The organism is Skermanella mucosa, from assembly GCF_016765655.2.
Taxonomy (GTDB): domain Bacteria; phylum Pseudomonadota; class Alphaproteobacteria; order Azospirillales; family Azospirillaceae; genus Skermanella; species Skermanella mucosa.
Genome location: NZ_CP086106.1, coordinates 1,052,501 through 1,065,658, shown reverse-complemented (window position 1 = coordinate 1,065,658; position 13,158 = coordinate 1,052,501). Strand labels below are relative to the sequence as shown.

The window sequence follows — 13,158 nt, the reverse complement described above, 5'->3', positions numbered from 1 at the left end:
CCCAGCTGGTCGCCGGGCTGCCCGTCGCCGGCCGCGGTTGCGGTCGGGGCGGCGGACATGGTGGAAGTCGGCGTGTTGGTGGTCGGAGATGTCACTGCTATAACTCTCGTGCCTTCCGGGAGCGGCCACCATAGCCGCGCGCCATCTGTTTTTAAAGGATGATGCGCATGAGATCGGCGCGACGCAGGGCAGCCTTGCCCAGCGGCGGCGGATTCCCCATCTAGGGATAGGGCAGCGCCGACCGGGGCTGCCGCCGGGGTGCCGGTTCCGGGCCCGCATAGCTACTCGCTCGCTGGAGGAGGATGCCGCGTGACGACACGATTGTCCCTTTTCAACAGCCCGCTCCTGCTGGGTTTCGACCAGTTCGAGCGGACGCTCGACCGGATTTCGAAGAACTCGGCGGAGGGATATCCGCCTTACAACATCGAACAGATCGGCGAGGACGGCCTGCGCATCACGCTGGCGGTGGCAGGCTTCACCATGGACGACCTGACGGTCCAGACCGAGGACAACCAGCTCGTCATCCGGGGCCGCCAGACCGACGACAAATCGCGGATATACCTTCATCGCGGGATCGCGGCGCGCCAGTTCCAGCGCAGCTTCGTCCTGGCGGAGGGGATCGACGTGGTCGGCGCCACCCTGGACAACGGCCTGCTTCACATCGACCTGAAGCGCCCGATCCCGGAGCCGAAGGTGCGGACCATCGCGATCCAGCAGCCGGCCGGCGGGCTGGACGACGGCGCCACCGCCCGGACGATCGACGTGACGCCCGAGACGGGGCGTTCCTAGGCCAGGGGTTCCGGGCCGGTTGGTCAGAGGCGGCACGGCAGCACAAATCGCCCCGCGGCATGTTGTCCTTGTAGGAACACGGGCCGGACCCGTTGTGAGATGATCGCGGGCCGCGCCCTTTCCAGCCGGGAATGCGGGCTGCGCCCGCCGGACAGTTTCGTAGCAATTCGTTATAGAAAGACCTGAAATCATGAATATCAGCCCGAACTCTTTGCGCCAGATCTCCAGCCAGGACTTCGTGGCATTCGGCGTCAACGACCTGGCCTATATCAAGGTGGTCGACGTCGACGGCTCCACCGGCTACGCGATCCACGCCGCCGACGGCACGCCCCTGACCGTGATGCCCGAGCGCGAAGCCGCCTTCGCGGCCGTCCGCCAGCACGAGCTGGAGCCCGTCAGTGTCCACTGACGCGCGGGCATTGGCGCGCGGGAAGCCGGTGCCGGTGGCTTGAAGGCCGCCGCACCGGGGGCCGGTCACGCGGCCCGAACCGTCGGCGGCAGGATCGGCGGAACATCCCAGGCAGCCGACAGCGACGTGGTGACGAACAGGCCGGCGGTTCGGCGGGAAGTGCGGCGGAGGGAATTGCCGCCGGGGCCGGGCACGTTTAGGCGCAGGAAGTCCGGCTTGCCGCCGCGCCGGCCCCGCGCCGGGTCGGCCTTCGCGGCGGGGTCGGCAGTTCCCGGGGCGCCGGCCTTCAGGTCCCTCTGCGCCGGGTCACTATCCGAGGTCGCTCTCTGCATCTGCGCCGCCGGCTGGGTGGCCTCCTCCGCCGTGACGGGAATGTCCAGCATCGCGCCGCGCAGCTTGAGGCGCAGTTCGACGGCCCGCAGCGCCAGCGCCAGCGATTTCTTCTCCAGCGCTTACAGGGAAAGCGATCCGGGAGCCATGGTGGGGCTTACCCATCTGCCGGGAACTCTCTCGGTCCAGGCGCGGCGGGAGCATGGGGTGCCAAAAGGCGCTCCATCTAACGGGATCGTGCCCAAGGAAACCATGAAGGAATAGTTCTCCGACGTGTGGCGCTCCGCGTTGGAACCGGCCGATGGGGAGTTGGTGGAAGCCACGCCGGACGATTACGCGGAATGGGCCGAAACAGCCGCCGCCGCATGACATGCCGGGGACGCATGTAATCCTGATCGATCGGGAACTCGCCGTGTCCGTGAAGGATGCCGGCAGGCAGATCGCCGGCCTGTTCGACCTGCTGGAGGGCGGCAGAAGATACCTGGAAGGCAAGAGGCTGACGGACTATACCGGAGGCGTGTTCATCTACACGCCCAAGGCGCGCCGGGGCTAACTTGAACCGGCCCCGGCGGGCGCGTCGTTTATGTACACGTGCGCATAGATCCGGCCTTCGCGACGATCATCGGGCTGTGGCTTCCGGAGCGTCCTCTCGGAGCTTGCACATCTGCGTGCCCTTACTCCGGCCGGAACCCGGCCGCTGGCCGAGGACTTGGTGCGCGAGGGGAGGGATGAACGGTGACAACCGTGCCCTACAGCCTTGGTCAGGAGCGGAGATTGCCGAAGGCATCGGCCACGATCTCGTAGGACCGCAAGCGTGCCGCGTGGTCGAAGACCATGCCGCTGACCATGATCTCGTCGGCGGCGGTGTCCTCCAGCAGGGCTTCCAGGCCGGCGCGGACGGTTTCCGGAGACCCGACGATGGAGCCGCGGAGCTGGCTTTCCACGGCGGCGCGCTCGCGCTCGGACCACAGCTCGTCCATGTCGTCCACCGGCGGGGCGATCCGCATGGGATGGCCGCGGACCAGGTTCAGGAAGCTCTGCTGGTGGGAGGTGAACAGGCGCCGGGCCTCCTCGTCGCTTTCCGCGGCCACCACGTTGATGCCGACCATGGCGTAAGGCTGCGACAGGACTTCCGACGGGCGGAAGGCGCGCCGGTACAGGTCGAGGGCCGGCAGCGTGTTGGCCGGCGAGAACTGGCGCGCGAAGGAGAACGGCAGCCCGAGCTGACCGGCGAGCTGGGCGCTGAAGCCGCCGGAGCCGAGCAGCCAGATTGGGATGTCCATCCCCTCCCCCGGGATCGCCCGGACCCGCTGGCCGGGGACGGCCGGGCGGAAATAGGCCCGCAGTTCGGCCAGGAGCTGCGGGAACTCTTCGCCGGTCTGGTTGAGGTCGCGGCGCAGCGCGTGGGCGGTCACCTGGTCGGTGCCGGGCGCGCGGCCGAGGCCCAGGTCGATCCGGCCGGGATAGAGGGACTCAAGCGTGCCGAACTGCTCGGCCACCACCAGGGGAGCGTGGTTCGGCAGCATGATCCCGCCGGAGCCGACGCGGATGCGTTCGGTCCCGCCGGCGACATGGCCGATCAGCACGGCGGTCGCCGAGCTGGCGACGCCGGGGATGTTGTGGTGCTCCGCCAGCCAGTAGCGGTTATAGCCCCAGCGGTCGGCGTGCCGCGCGAGGTCGAGCGTGCAGCGGTAGGAGTCGGCCGGAGTCGCCCCTTCCACCAGAGGCGACAGGTCCAGAACCGAAACGGGGGTTTCGGACAGCTTGTTCATGATTTTCATCCAATCGATCCCGGTCGCGGGAGTCAGTCCATGACCGAGGAGTCTTCGCGGAAGGAATGGCCGGGCCAGAGGTCGGGCGCGGCGCGGGCGTATTGCGGTGGGAAGGCGACCTGCCCGCCCAGCTCGCGGGCGGCGCGCCAGCCCCAGTGCGGCTCGTCGAGGACGGTGCGGGCGAGCGCCACCATGTCGGCCTCGCCGCTGGCGACGATCCGCTCCGCCTGCTTCGGCTCGACGATCAGGCCGACGGCCATGGTGGGGATTTCGGCCTCGCGACGGACGCGGGCCGCGAAGGGCACCTGATATCCGGGCGAGGTCGGGATCTTGATGCCCAGTGTGACGCCGCCGCTGGAGCAGTCGATGAAGTCGCAGCCACGGGCCTTGAGCAGCTTGGCGAAGGCGATGGACTCCTCGATGGTCCAGCCGCCGTCCACCCAGTCCGACGCGCTGATCCGGATGCCGAGCGGCCGGTCGGACGGCCAGACCTCGCGGACGGCGTCGAAGACTTCCAGCGGGAAGCGGGTGCGGCCGTCGAAGTCGCCGCCATACGAGTCCTCGCGCCGGTTGGCGAGAGGCGACAGGAAGGAATGCAGCAGGTAGCCGTGGGCGCCATGGAGCTCCATCAGGTCGAAGCCCAGCCGGGCGGCCCGTGTGGCGGTCGCCACGAAGCCATCGCGCACGCGCCGGAAGTCTTCCGCCTCGAAGGCGCGCGGGGCCGGCCAGCCTTCGGCGAACGGGATCGTGGAGGGGGCGATGGTCTGCCACTCGCCCTGCCCCGCCGGCAGCGACCGGCCGCCTTCCCAGGGGCGCTGGGCCGACGCCTTGCGGCCGGCATGGCTGACCTGGATGCCCAGCTTGGCGGTGCCGTAACGCCGCACGGCCGCCATGACGCGGGCCAGAGCCGCCTCGTTCTCGTCGCTGTAAAGGCCGAGATCGCCGGGGGTGATGCGGCCGGCCGCCTCGACCGCCGTGGCTTCCAGGATCAGCAGGGAGGCGCCGGAGTTCGCCAGCATGCCGAGATGCATCACGTGCCAGTCGTTGGCGTTGCCGTCCTCCGCGCTGTACTGGCACATCGGCGATACGACGATGCGGTTGGCGAAAGTGACGCCGGCAAGGTCGATCGGCGTGAACAGGCTGCTGGTCATGGCAAGTCTTTCTCCCTGGGGACGGTTTGGCGCCAAGCGTTTCACATGGCTACGGTAACCGCCGGGGAGAAGGTTCGGACGCGCATGGCTGCCCGGCCGGAGCCGGGAAACCGGAGGGGCGGCGTCCCGCCGCCCATGGTGCGCGGGACGCGCACCCTCCCGGGCATCTTCCTACTCCGCGGCGGCGCGGCCGTAGCGGTCGGGGACGTAGAGGCGGTCGCGCCAGAAGCCGCGGGTGTCGATGACGATCTTGTTCAGCAACTCCTTGGCCTCGATGGCGCGGAACTCCGCATGGTCCACCAGCAGGACGGCGATGTCGGCCTCCGCCAAGGCTTCGGACATGTCGCAGAAGCTCAGGTTGCCGAACTCGGCCAGCTCCCGGGGCAGGCGCGCCACGTGGGGCTCCACCGCGAGCACCTTGCCCAGCCCTTCCCGGGCGATGTGGGCGGTGATCTCCAGCGCCGGGCTCTCCCGCAGATCGTCCACGTTGGGCTTGTAGGTCAGGCCCAGGCAGGCGATCACCGGGTCCTTGAAGCGCTGGGCGTGGCGTCGGATGCGCTCGATGATGTGGAGCGGCTTGGAATCGTTGACCTCACGCGCGGTGCGGATCAGGCGCGACGCCTCCGGCGCGCCGTCCACGATGAACCAGGGGTCCACCGCGATGCAGTGGCCGCCGACGCCGGGGCCGGGCTGGAGGATCTTGACGCGGGGATGGCGGTTCGACAGCTCGATCACCCGCCAGACGTCCAGGCCCATGCCGTCGCAGATCATCGACAGTTCGTTGGCGAAGGCGATGTTGACGTCGCGGTAGGCGTTCTCGGTCAGCTTGACCAGCTCGGCGGTGTTGGCGTCGGTCATCAGGCAGGCGCCCTTGACGAAGATCCGGTAGAGCTGGTCGGCGCGGGCGGCGCAGGCCGGGGTCAGGCCGCCGATGATGCGGTCGTTCTCGACCAGCTCCAGCACCATGCGGCCGGGCAGGATGCGCTCCGGGCAATAGGCGATGCGGATGTCGGAGCGCTCGCCCGCCGCGTGGGGGAAGGTCAGGTCCGGGCGCAGCTCGGCGAGCTGGCGCGACAGCCGGGCCGAGGTGCCGACCGGCGAGGTCGATTCCAGGACGATCAGGTTGCCGGCTTCCAGCACCGGGGCGATGGACCGGGCGGCCGCGTCGATATAGCCGAGGTCGGGCCGCTTGTCCTCCGTCAGGGGGGTGGGCACCGCGATGATGAAGGCTTCGGCCGGCTCCGGCGTCACGACGGCGCGCAGCTTGCCGGTCATGACCGCGGCGCGGACCAGCATGTCCAGGTCGGGCTCGCTGAAATGGACCTTGCCCTGGGTGATCATGGAGACGGCGTGCTCGTTGACGTCCACCCCGATCACCTCCACCCCGCGGCTGGCGAGCGTGGCGGCGGTGGGCAGACCGATATAGCCGAGGCCGATGATCGCGACGCGCGAGAACTTATGCTGCACGGGTCAGCTCCTGGAGGATTCGTTGGGCGGCGAAGCCGTCGCCGTAGGGATTGTGGGCGCGCCGGGCCTCGGCATAGGCCCGCTCGTCGTCGAGCAGGCGCCGCGCCGCGCCGACGATGCGGTCGATGTCGGTGCCGACAAGCTGGACCGTGCCGGCCTCGACCGCTTCCGGACGCTCGGTCACGTCGCGCATCACCAGCACCGGCTTGCCCAGGGAGGGCGCCTCCTCCTGGAGGCCGCCGCTGTCGGTGACGATCAGGGTCGAGCGCTCCATCAGGTGGACGAAGGGCAGATAGTCCTGGGGCTCGATCAGGTGGATGCCGGGACGGTCGCCCAGCAGGCGCATCACCGGCTCGCGGACATTGGGGTTGAGGTGGACCGGATAGACGACCGCCGTGTCGCCCCGGTCGGCGAGCCGCGCCAGGGCGTGGCAGATCCGTTCGAAACCGCCGCCGAAGCTCTCACGCCGGTGCGCAGTGACCAGGATCACCCGCTTGCCCCCGGACAGGAACGGGAAGCGGGCGTCCATCTCGCGGGCAAGGCCGGCGTCGCCGCGCAGCCGGCCGACGGTGTGCAGCAGCGCGTCGATGACCGTGTTGCCGGTGACCAGGATGCGGCGGTTCCCCAGCCCCTCGCGCAGCAGGTTGTCGCGGGAGCTGGCCGTGGGCGCGAACAGCAGGTCGGCCATGCTGTCGATGACCTTGCGGTTCATCTCCTCCGGCCAGGGCTGTTGGAGGTCGCCGGTGCGAAGCCCCGCCTCGACGTGGGCCACGGGGATGCGGGCGTAGAAGGCGGCCAGCGTCGCGGCCATGGCCGTGGTGGTGTCGCCGTGGACCAGCACCCGGTCGGGCTTGATCTCGGCGAACAGCCGGGTCAGGCCGGTCAGCACCGCCGTGGTGATATCCGCCAGGGTCTGGCCCGGCTTCATGATGTCGAGGTCGTGGTCCGGCACGATCCGGAACAGGGCCAGCACCTGGTCGAGCATGCTCCGGTGCTGCCCGGTGACGCAGACCAGGCTTTGGACATCGGGAGCCCCGTCGAGCGCGCGGATGACCGGAGCCATCTTGATCGCTTCAGGGCGCGTGCCGATGACCGAGAGTATTTTCCGCATCCGTCCTGACCGCTGGCGGGCGGCCGGAGCAGCGCCCCGGCCTGTAGCTTCAGTCAGGAAAATTGCTCGACCACGGTCGTCGCGGTCAATGCCGCCTAAGGTCGTTTCCCGAAGGAACCCAGGCGAGAACGGGTTACCACTGTGCCGGGCTTGGGATTTGGAAGTGTTTGCTTTGCATTTTACTTATTTTCATTTGCCCGGTGAAAGTCCGGATATGAGGACTATTCAATCCATCGGGTGGGCGGGACGGCGGGTCGTCGGCCAGGGCTCGCCGATGTCTTGAAGGCGGCAGACCCAGCCCGAGGCTTCCAGCTTGATGCAGCCGCCACCGGAGAAATGCAGGGCGACGCCGCCGTCCATGCCCTCCAGCGCCAGCAGGGCCAGCATCTGGCGGCGCTGGTGCAGGTCGATGCCCTTGGTCTTCACCGCGGTCACGCCGTCGAAGCAGATGCCGCAATTGGTCCGCTCGAACGGGACCGTGATGTCGTCGCCGTCGTCGCCGTCATAACTGGCATCCACCGGGCTGGCATCGGCCGCGGCATCCGGAAGGTCGGGCGGAGGGTCCTCGACCGCGCTCTCCCATTTGAAGCGGTTGGCGACCATGACGAAGCGGTTGTCTTCCGGAAGGAAGCACATCTCGCCGATCGGCACGATGGCGTCCTGGAGAATTCCGGAAATGACCTGGAGGTCTTCGCGGTCCTCCGCGCGTAGCTTCATCGGGGCACTCATGGGTGTCGTCTCGCCTGCAGGGGGTACTGAGTCCTCCCGCATATAGGCAGGGATCAGCCCGCCTTCACCCTCTCGATGTCCGCGCCGCAGGCCGACAGCTTCTCCTCCAGCCGTTCGTAGCCGCGATCCAGGTGGTAGACCCGGTTGACCTCGGTCTCGCCGTCGGCGGCGAGGCCGGCCAGGACCAGCGAGACGGACGCGCGCAGGTCGGTCGCCATGACCGGCGCGCCGGTCAGCCGCGGCACGCCGCGGATCAGGGCGGAGGCGCCGTGGACGGTGATCTTGGCGCCCATGCGCGCCAGCTCCGGCGCGTGCATGAAGCGGTTCTCGAAGATCGTCTCGGTGATCATGGCGGCACCGTCGGCGACGCACATCAGCGCCATCATCTGGGCCTGGAGGTCGGTCGGGAAGCCGGGGAACGGCTCGGTCATGACGTCGACGCCGGTCATGACGCCGTTGGCCCGCGCCACGCGGAAGCCGCGCTCGGTCTCGGTGAAGGAGATGCCGGCGCCGCCCAGCACCTTGGTCACGGACTGGAGATGCTCCAGCCGGCCGTTGATCAGTTCCAGGTCGCCGCCGGTGATCGCGGCGGCCATGGCGTAGGTGCCGGTCTCGATCCGGTCGGGCACGATGGTGTGGTAGGCGCCGTGCAGCCGGTCCTTGCCCTGGATGCGCAGCGTGTCGGTGCCCAACCCCTCGATCTCGGCGCCCATGGCGATCAGGCAGCGGGCGAGGTCGGTCACCTCCGGCTCGCGGGCGGCGTTGACCAGCACGGTCTCGCCCTTGGCGAGCGAGGCGGCCATCAGCAGGTTCTCGGTCGCCCCGACCGACACCGTGGGGAAGACGATCCGGGCGCCGTGCAGGCCGTTGGGGGCGGAGGCCAGGATGTAGCCGCCCTCCAGCTCGATCCGGGCGCCCATCTCGACGAGGCCCTTGATGTGCAGGTCGACCGGCCGGGCGCCGATCGCGCAGCCGCCGGGCAGCGACACCTTGGCGATGCCGCAGCGGGCGACCAGCGGCCCCAGCACCAGGACGCTGGCGCGCATCTTGCGGACCAGGTCATAGGGGGCGGTGGTGCTGGTGATCTCCCGCGTGGTCAGCTCGATCACGCGGCCGGCGGCGCCGTCCTGGGGAGCGGAGCCGTCCATGCCGAATACGACGCCGTGCTGGGCCAGCAAGTTGGCCAGCGTGGTGATGTCGGCCAGGTGGGGAAGCTGGGCGAGCGTCAGGGTCTCGTCGGTCAGCAGGCTGGCCGTCATCAGGGGCAGCGCCGCGTTCTTCGCGCCGCCGACCGCCAGGCTGCCGCGCAACGGCCGGCCGCCGCGAATCCGGATCTTGTCCATGGGTTGTTCAATTCACCTTGATGGGAGCGGCGACTATCTAGGACGGCTATGGTTAATGGACCGTTGATCACACCGGCGGCCCATCATGCCACGCCGCCGTGCCCTTCGGGGGTATCACGAAAATCAGGGCGCGCCCGCGCTTCTACCCGACGCCAGGGCGAAGCTCAAGGGTCGCCGTCCTCTTCCCGTCCCGGAGAAGCCGGGTCCGGAGCGGCCGGAACGCCGGACTGGCGCCGCTCCCGCGCCTGCTCCTTGCGCTTGCGCAGGTTCTCCCGGAGGGCGGCGGCCTGCCGCTCCTGCCGGGTGGGGCCGGGCACGCCGGGGGGCTTCGAAGGAGGCTGGTCATCGGTCATCTCGGCCCCGATCATCAGGCCAGGGGGATCAGGCCAAAGGGATCACGAACGGCCAGCGTCGTCGAGCGGCTGGCAGGCGTCGGCGACGTCGCGAAGGCTGCCGCAGGCGTCGATGCCGCCCATGGGGGTGAAGCGCATCATCACCCTGCCCTCGCTCTCCCGGCGCGACGAACGCGCGGAGAGCCGCGGCACGTCCACGTCCTCCTCGTCGATGCTGGCGATCTCGTAACTGACGGCCGCCGCGCGGACGGTCTCTATGCGTGCCGGCTCCGCGACGGCGGCGACCTGCACGGTCTCTCGCACCGGCTGCGACGGCTTGGCCGGGGGAACGGGGTTCGGCCGGTCGGCGGCCGCGACCAGGACGGGCGCCGCCGGGATACCGTCGGTGCCGCGCGGCGCGGTCCGGCCGACCACGGGAGCCAGCGCCGCCATGTAAAGGCGGGTCTCGCGGGGCAGCCGCTGGCGGCCGGCCTGGACCGCGCTGTAGCAGGCCGGGCCGCAATTGTAGGCGGCCAGGAAGCCGGGGCTGCCGAACTGGTCGTACATCTCGCGGATATAGGCGGTGCCGGCCATGATGTTGTCGTGCGGATCGGTCGGGGACGGCCCCAGGCCGTGGCGCTCGCTCAGCTCGGCATAGGTCGCCGGCATGACCTGCATCAGGCCGATGGCGCCGGCCGGGCTGGTGATGGGCCGGCCATTGACGGTGGCGCGCCCGCCGCTCTCCCGATGCATGACCGCCCTGATCCACTGCTCCGGGACGTCGAAGCGCTCGGCCGCCTCGGCGATCAGGTCCCGCCAGGGATCCTTGGGATCGGGCGGCAGGGCCGGCGCCGGGGCGAGCGCCGCGACCTGGACGGGCTCCATCGCCGAAGGACCCGAAGCGCCGATCTGGCCGGTGCTCGCGCAACCCGAGACAAGCCCCCCCAAAAGGAGTACCATGGACGCCTTCACCCCAAAACTTGAACAGATCTGCCGGCGTCCCTGGTTACGCTTGTCAGTCATGGGGTTGCGCCTCTTTCTTAAGGTTTCGTTTGAAGCTTGCCTCCCCTGGCTTACTGATACGGCGGCAACACTGTCAAGCGACAAACACCTCGAAATTGCCGTTTCTATGCCTTTCTTCAGACAGATTCCGGGCTGGGGACTGGTCGTTGGATGAGCCAGTCCAAAATGTCGCAGAGAACAAAAATAGAAGATCGAGGGGACGGCGACGTTTCGACTCTCCGATTCGCAGGGTGATCGGAGCCTTTCGCCGCCGCTGGGAGCGCTATTCCCGGGCCCGCGCGTTAATACTTCAGCCGAGGCCGAGGACGTCTCGCATGGAATAGAGGCCGGGCGGCTGGCCATGGGCCCAGAGCGCCGCGCGGACGGCACCGACTGCGTAGATCTGCCGGTCGTTGGCCCGGTGGCCCAGCTCGATCCGCTCCCCCTCCCCCGCGAAGACGACGCTGTGGTCGCCGACGACGTCGCCGCCGCGCATGACGGCGAAGCCGATGTCGCCGCGGCGCCGCTCGCCGGTGTGTCCGTCGCGCACGCGCGCCGAGACCGCGTCGAGATCGACGCCCCGCCCCGCCGCCGCCGCCCGCCCCAGGCCCAGCGAGGTGCCCGACGGCGCATCGACCTTATGGCGGTGGTGCATCTCCAGGATCTCGATGTCGAAGTCCGGCCCCAGCGTCCGGGCGACCTGCTCGACCAGGACCATCAGCAGGTTGACGCCGAGGCTCATGTTCGGCGCGTGGACGATGCGGGTGTGCTGCGCCGCCTTGCGCAACGCTTCCGTCTGGGCGGGATTGAGGCCGGTGGTCCCGACGACATGGACCGTCCTGGCCTGCGCCGCCAGGGCGGCATGCCGCTCGGTGGCCTCCGGGCGGGTGAAGTCGATCACCGCGTCGGCGTCGGCGAAGAGCTGCACCGGATCGTCCGTTGCCAGCATGCCGATGGGATCAAGGCCCGCCAGCGTCCCGATGTCCTTGCCGATCGCGTCGCTTCCCGTCCGGTCGGTCCCGCCGGCAAGGCTGCACCCCTCCGTCGCCAGGACGCGGCGCACCAGCATCTGGCCCATGCGCCCGGAACAGCCAACCACACCGATCTTCATCACCTGCACTCCCTGCTGGATTTCCCTGTGTGGGCGGAGCTTTAGCACGATCCGGCGTTGCGGACATCCCGGGAAGGCGGCTGATTTTAAATCATGGAAAGCGAACCTTTGGCCTTGCGAAGGCGGAATCGCTATGGCATATACCGCGCCACCGCAAACGGCGCTGCTGTAGCTCAGTGGTAGAGCACTCCCTTGGTAAGGGAGAGGTCGACAGTTCAATCCTGTCCAGCAGCACCATCCCGGATCGCCTTCGGCTGGATCCGGTAGAGGCTTGCGGAGCCCCCTTTCAATTACCCATCGCAGCTTCCTTGTCCCCCGCCCTCTTCGAGCGCGGCGTTCAGTCGTGCCATCGGTCGTCCTGAAGGCCGAGTGGGTTTTCAACGTAAGGAACGGCGAACAGCGAAAAGCCCGGATCGTGAGATCCGGGCTTTTCGCTGGGACTTGGTTGCGGGGGCAGGATTTGAACCTGCGACCTTCAGGTTATGAGCCTGACGAGCTACCGGGCTGCTCCACCCCGCGTCAGGGTGCGGGACATGTGATGAGAGAATTCGTGACGGTTGGTCCTGCCTTGGAGGCGTCCGGGCGGTTGGTGGACCTGGCGGCGACCTACTCTCCCACGTCTTGAGACGCAGTACCATTGGCGCGGAGGGTTTTCACGGCCGAGTTCGGGATGGGATCGGGTGCGGGCCCCTCGCTATGACCACCAGGTCGACCAAGCGCCCGGGTGCCTTGAGGCAGGTGATGAGGATGCGATGCGTCTTCGACGGATGCTTTGTACTGCGGGCTTGCTGCTGCGCATGACGCGCCGCGTTGGGATCAAGCCGATCGAGCGATTAGTAAGGCTTAGCTTCACGCGTTGCCGCGCTTCCACACGCCTCCTATCGACGGGATGGTCTATCCCGGCTCTCGGGGAGTGCTTGTTTTGAGGGGGGTTTCCCGCTTAGATGCTTTCAGCGGTTATCCCGTCCGCACTTAGCTACCCGGCGATGCGGCTGGCGCCACAACCGGTACACCAGAGGTGCGTCCATCCCGGTCCTCTCGTACTAGGGACAGCGCCTCTCAGCACTCCGACACCCACGGCAGATAGGGACCGAACTGTCTCACGACGTTCTAAACCCAGCTCACGTACCACTTTAATCGGCGAACAGCCGAACCCTTGGGACCTGCTCCAGCCCCAGGATGTGATGAGCCGACATCGAGGTGCCAAACCTCCCCGTCGATGTGGACTCTTGGGGGAGATCAGCCTGTTATCCCCGGCGTACCTTTTATCCGTTGAGCGATGGCCCTTCCACGCGGGACCACCGGATCACTATGGCCGACTTTCGTCTCTGCTCGACTTGTCGGTCTCGCAGTCAGGCTGGCTTATGCCATTGCACTCGTCGAGCGATTTCCGACCGCTCTGAGCCAACCTTCGCGCGCCTCCGTTACTCTTTGGGAGGCGACCGCCCCAGTCAAACTCCCCGCCATGCAGGGTCCCGGCTCCCGGTTCAGGGAGCGCGGTTAGATGCCAGAGATCCCAAGGGTGGTATTTCAAGGATGGCTCCACCGGAGCTGGCGCCCTGGCTTCAAAGCCTCCCACCTATCCTACACATGGGAACCCTGGCACCACTGC

General features: G+C 68.3%; 14 protein-coding genes, 2 tRNA genes and 2 rRNA genes (1 of these 18 running past the window's edge). 5 read left to right on the top strand and 13 right to left on the bottom strand.

What is annotated here, in order from left to right:
- Positions 1-309: 309 nt before the first annotated feature.
- A complete protein-coding gene (locus tag JL100_RS04885; protein WP_202682226.1) occupies positions 310-789 on the top strand; it encodes an Hsp20 family protein in 480 nt (159 codons plus the stop codon).
- A gap of 190 nt (positions 790-979) precedes the next feature.
- A complete protein-coding gene (locus JL100_RS04880) occupies positions 980-1,198 on the top strand; it encodes a DUF1150 family protein (RefSeq protein WP_158044092.1) in 219 nt (72 codons plus the stop codon).
- A gap of 65 nt (positions 1,199-1,263) precedes the next feature.
- Here the strand turns inward: JL100_RS04880 and JL100_RS04875 are convergent, their stop codons facing one another.
- Complete coding sequence (locus JL100_RS04875; protein WP_202682227.1) at positions 1,264-1,581, bottom strand: hypothetical protein; 318 nt, start codon at positions 1,579-1,581, stop codon at positions 1,264-1,266.
- Positions 1,582-1,940: 359 nt separating this feature from the next.
- On the opposite strand from JL100_RS04875, the gene JL100_RS04870 reads away from it, so the two are divergent.
- Entirely contained in the window at positions 1,941-2,081 is a 141-nt protein-coding gene (locus JL100_RS04870; protein WP_202682228.1) for a hypothetical protein, read from the top strand.
- Positions 2,082-2,289: 208 nt separating this feature from the next.
- Here JL100_RS04870 and JL100_RS04865 read toward each other — a convergent pair whose 3' ends face one another.
- From JL100_RS04865 to JL100_RS04830, 8 genes are all read right to left on the bottom strand, one after another.
- A complete protein-coding gene (locus tag JL100_RS04865; RefSeq protein ID WP_202682229.1) occupies positions 2,290-3,300 on the bottom strand; it encodes an LLM class flavin-dependent oxidoreductase in 1,011 nt (336 codons plus the stop codon).
- 32 nt (positions 3,301-3,332) lie between these two features.
- Positions 3,333-4,451 (bottom strand): NADH:flavin oxidoreductase/NADH oxidase, encoded by a 1,119-nt coding sequence (locus tag JL100_RS04860; RefSeq protein WP_202682230.1) that lies wholly within the window; start codon positions 4,449-4,451, stop codon positions 3,333-3,335.
- Between the two features lie 171 nt (positions 4,452-4,622).
- Positions 4,623-5,918: a UDP-N-acetyl-D-mannosamine dehydrogenase gene (gene wecC / locus JL100_RS04855; RefSeq protein WP_202682231.1), complete on the bottom strand. Its 1,296-nt coding sequence runs from the start codon at positions 5,916-5,918 to the stop codon at positions 4,623-4,625.
- Positions 5,908-6,981, bottom strand: a complete 1,074-nt coding sequence (gene wecB, locus JL100_RS04850; RefSeq protein WP_323378415.1) for a non-hydrolyzing UDP-N-acetylglucosamine 2-epimerase — start codon at positions 6,979-6,981, stop codon at positions 5,908-5,910. The genes wecC and wecB overlap by 11 nt, the downstream gene beginning before the upstream one ends.
- A gap of 273 nt (positions 6,982-7,254) precedes the next feature.
- Positions 7,255-7,758 (bottom strand): DUF2948 family protein, encoded by a 504-nt coding sequence (locus JL100_RS04845; RefSeq protein WP_202682233.1) that lies wholly within the window; start codon positions 7,756-7,758, stop codon positions 7,255-7,257.
- Positions 7,759-7,811: 53 nt separating this feature from the next.
- Positions 7,812-9,101: a UDP-N-acetylglucosamine 1-carboxyvinyltransferase gene (gene murA, locus JL100_RS04840; RefSeq protein WP_202682234.1), complete on the bottom strand. Its 1,290-nt coding sequence runs from the start codon at positions 9,099-9,101 to the stop codon at positions 7,812-7,814.
- A gap of 164 nt (positions 9,102-9,265) precedes the next feature.
- Positions 9,266-9,454, bottom strand: a complete 189-nt coding sequence (locus tag JL100_RS04835; RefSeq protein ID WP_202682235.1) for a hypothetical protein — start codon at positions 9,452-9,454, stop codon at positions 9,266-9,268.
- A gap of 42 nt (positions 9,455-9,496) precedes the next feature.
- Entirely contained in the window at positions 9,497-10,393 is an 897-nt protein-coding gene (locus tag JL100_RS04830) for a lytic transglycosylase domain-containing protein (protein ID WP_202682236.1), read from the bottom strand.
- On the opposite strand from JL100_RS04830, the gene JL100_RS04825 reads away from it, so the two are divergent.
- Positions 10,392-10,610: a hypothetical protein gene (locus tag JL100_RS04825; protein WP_202682237.1), complete on the top strand. Its 219-nt coding sequence runs from the start codon at positions 10,392-10,394 to the stop codon at positions 10,608-10,610. The two genes, JL100_RS04830 and JL100_RS04825, sit on opposite strands and share 2 nt — an antisense overlap.
- A gap of 135 nt (positions 10,611-10,745) precedes the next feature.
- Here the strand turns inward: JL100_RS04825 and dapB are convergent, their stop codons facing one another.
- The gene (gene dapB / locus JL100_RS04820; RefSeq protein WP_202682238.1) at positions 10,746-11,546 is read right to left on the bottom strand and encodes a 4-hydroxy-tetrahydrodipicolinate reductase; all 801 of its coding nucleotides are present in this window, start codon (positions 11,544-11,546) and stop codon (positions 10,746-10,748) included.
- Positions 11,547-11,708: 162 nt separating this feature from the next.
- On the opposite strand from dapB, the gene JL100_RS04815 reads away from it, so the two are divergent.
- Positions 11,709-11,783: transfer RNA gene (locus JL100_RS04815), tRNA-Thr, on the top strand.
- 205 nt (positions 11,784-11,988) lie between these two features.
- On the opposite strand, the gene JL100_RS04810 is transcribed toward JL100_RS04815, so the two are convergent.
- The 3 genes from JL100_RS04810 to JL100_RS04800 all read right to left on the bottom strand — a co-directional run.
- Positions 11,989-12,065 (bottom strand) — tRNA-Met (locus JL100_RS04810).
- A 74-nt stretch (positions 12,066-12,139) separates the two neighbouring features.
- Positions 12,140-12,254, bottom strand: a 5S ribosomal RNA gene (gene rrf / locus JL100_RS04805).
- A gap of 104 nt (positions 12,255-12,358) precedes the next feature.
- Positions 12,359-13,158: ribosomal RNA gene (locus JL100_RS04800) — 23S ribosomal RNA — on the bottom strand; it runs 1,943 nt beyond the window's last position.

Coding starts and splice junctions, on each gene's coding strand:
- JL100_RS04880 (WP_158044092.1), top strand. CDS start 980: ATGAATATCAGCCCGAACTCTTTGCGCCAGATCTCCAGCCAGGACTTC.
- JL100_RS04875 (WP_202682227.1), bottom strand. CDS start 1,581: ATGCTGGACATTCCCGTCACGGCGGAGGAGGCCACCCAGCCGGCGGCG.
- JL100_RS04865 (WP_202682229.1), bottom strand. CDS start 3,300: ATGAACAAGCTGTCCGAAACCCCCGTTTCGGTTCTGGACCTGTCGCCT.
- JL100_RS04860 (WP_202682230.1), bottom strand. CDS start 4,451: ATGACCAGCAGCCTGTTCACGCCGATCGACCTTGCCGGCGTCACTTTC.
- wecB (WP_323378415.1), bottom strand. CDS start 6,981: ATGGCTCCGGTCATCCGCGCGCTCGACGGGGCTCCCGATGTCCAAAGC.
- JL100_RS04845 (WP_202682233.1), bottom strand. CDS start 7,758: ATGAGTGCCCCGATGAAGCTACGCGCGGAGGACCGCGAAGACCTCCAG.
- murA (WP_202682234.1), bottom strand. CDS start 9,101: ATGGACAAGATCCGGATTCGCGGCGGCCGGCCGTTGCGCGGCAGCCTG.
- JL100_RS04835 (WP_202682235.1), bottom strand. CDS start 9,454: ATGACCGATGACCAGCCTCCTTCGAAGCCCCCCGGCGTGCCCGGCCCC.
- JL100_RS04825 (WP_202682237.1), top strand. CDS start 10,392: ATGGACGCCTTCACCCCAAAACTTGAACAGATCTGCCGGCGTCCCTGG.
- JL100_RS04830 (WP_202682236.1), bottom strand. CDS start 10,393: ATGGTACTCCTTTTGGGGGGGCTTGTCTCGGGTTGCGCGAGCACCGGC.
- dapB (WP_202682238.1), bottom strand. CDS start 11,546: ATGAAGATCGGTGTGGTTGGCTGTTCCGGGCGCATGGGCCAGATGCTG.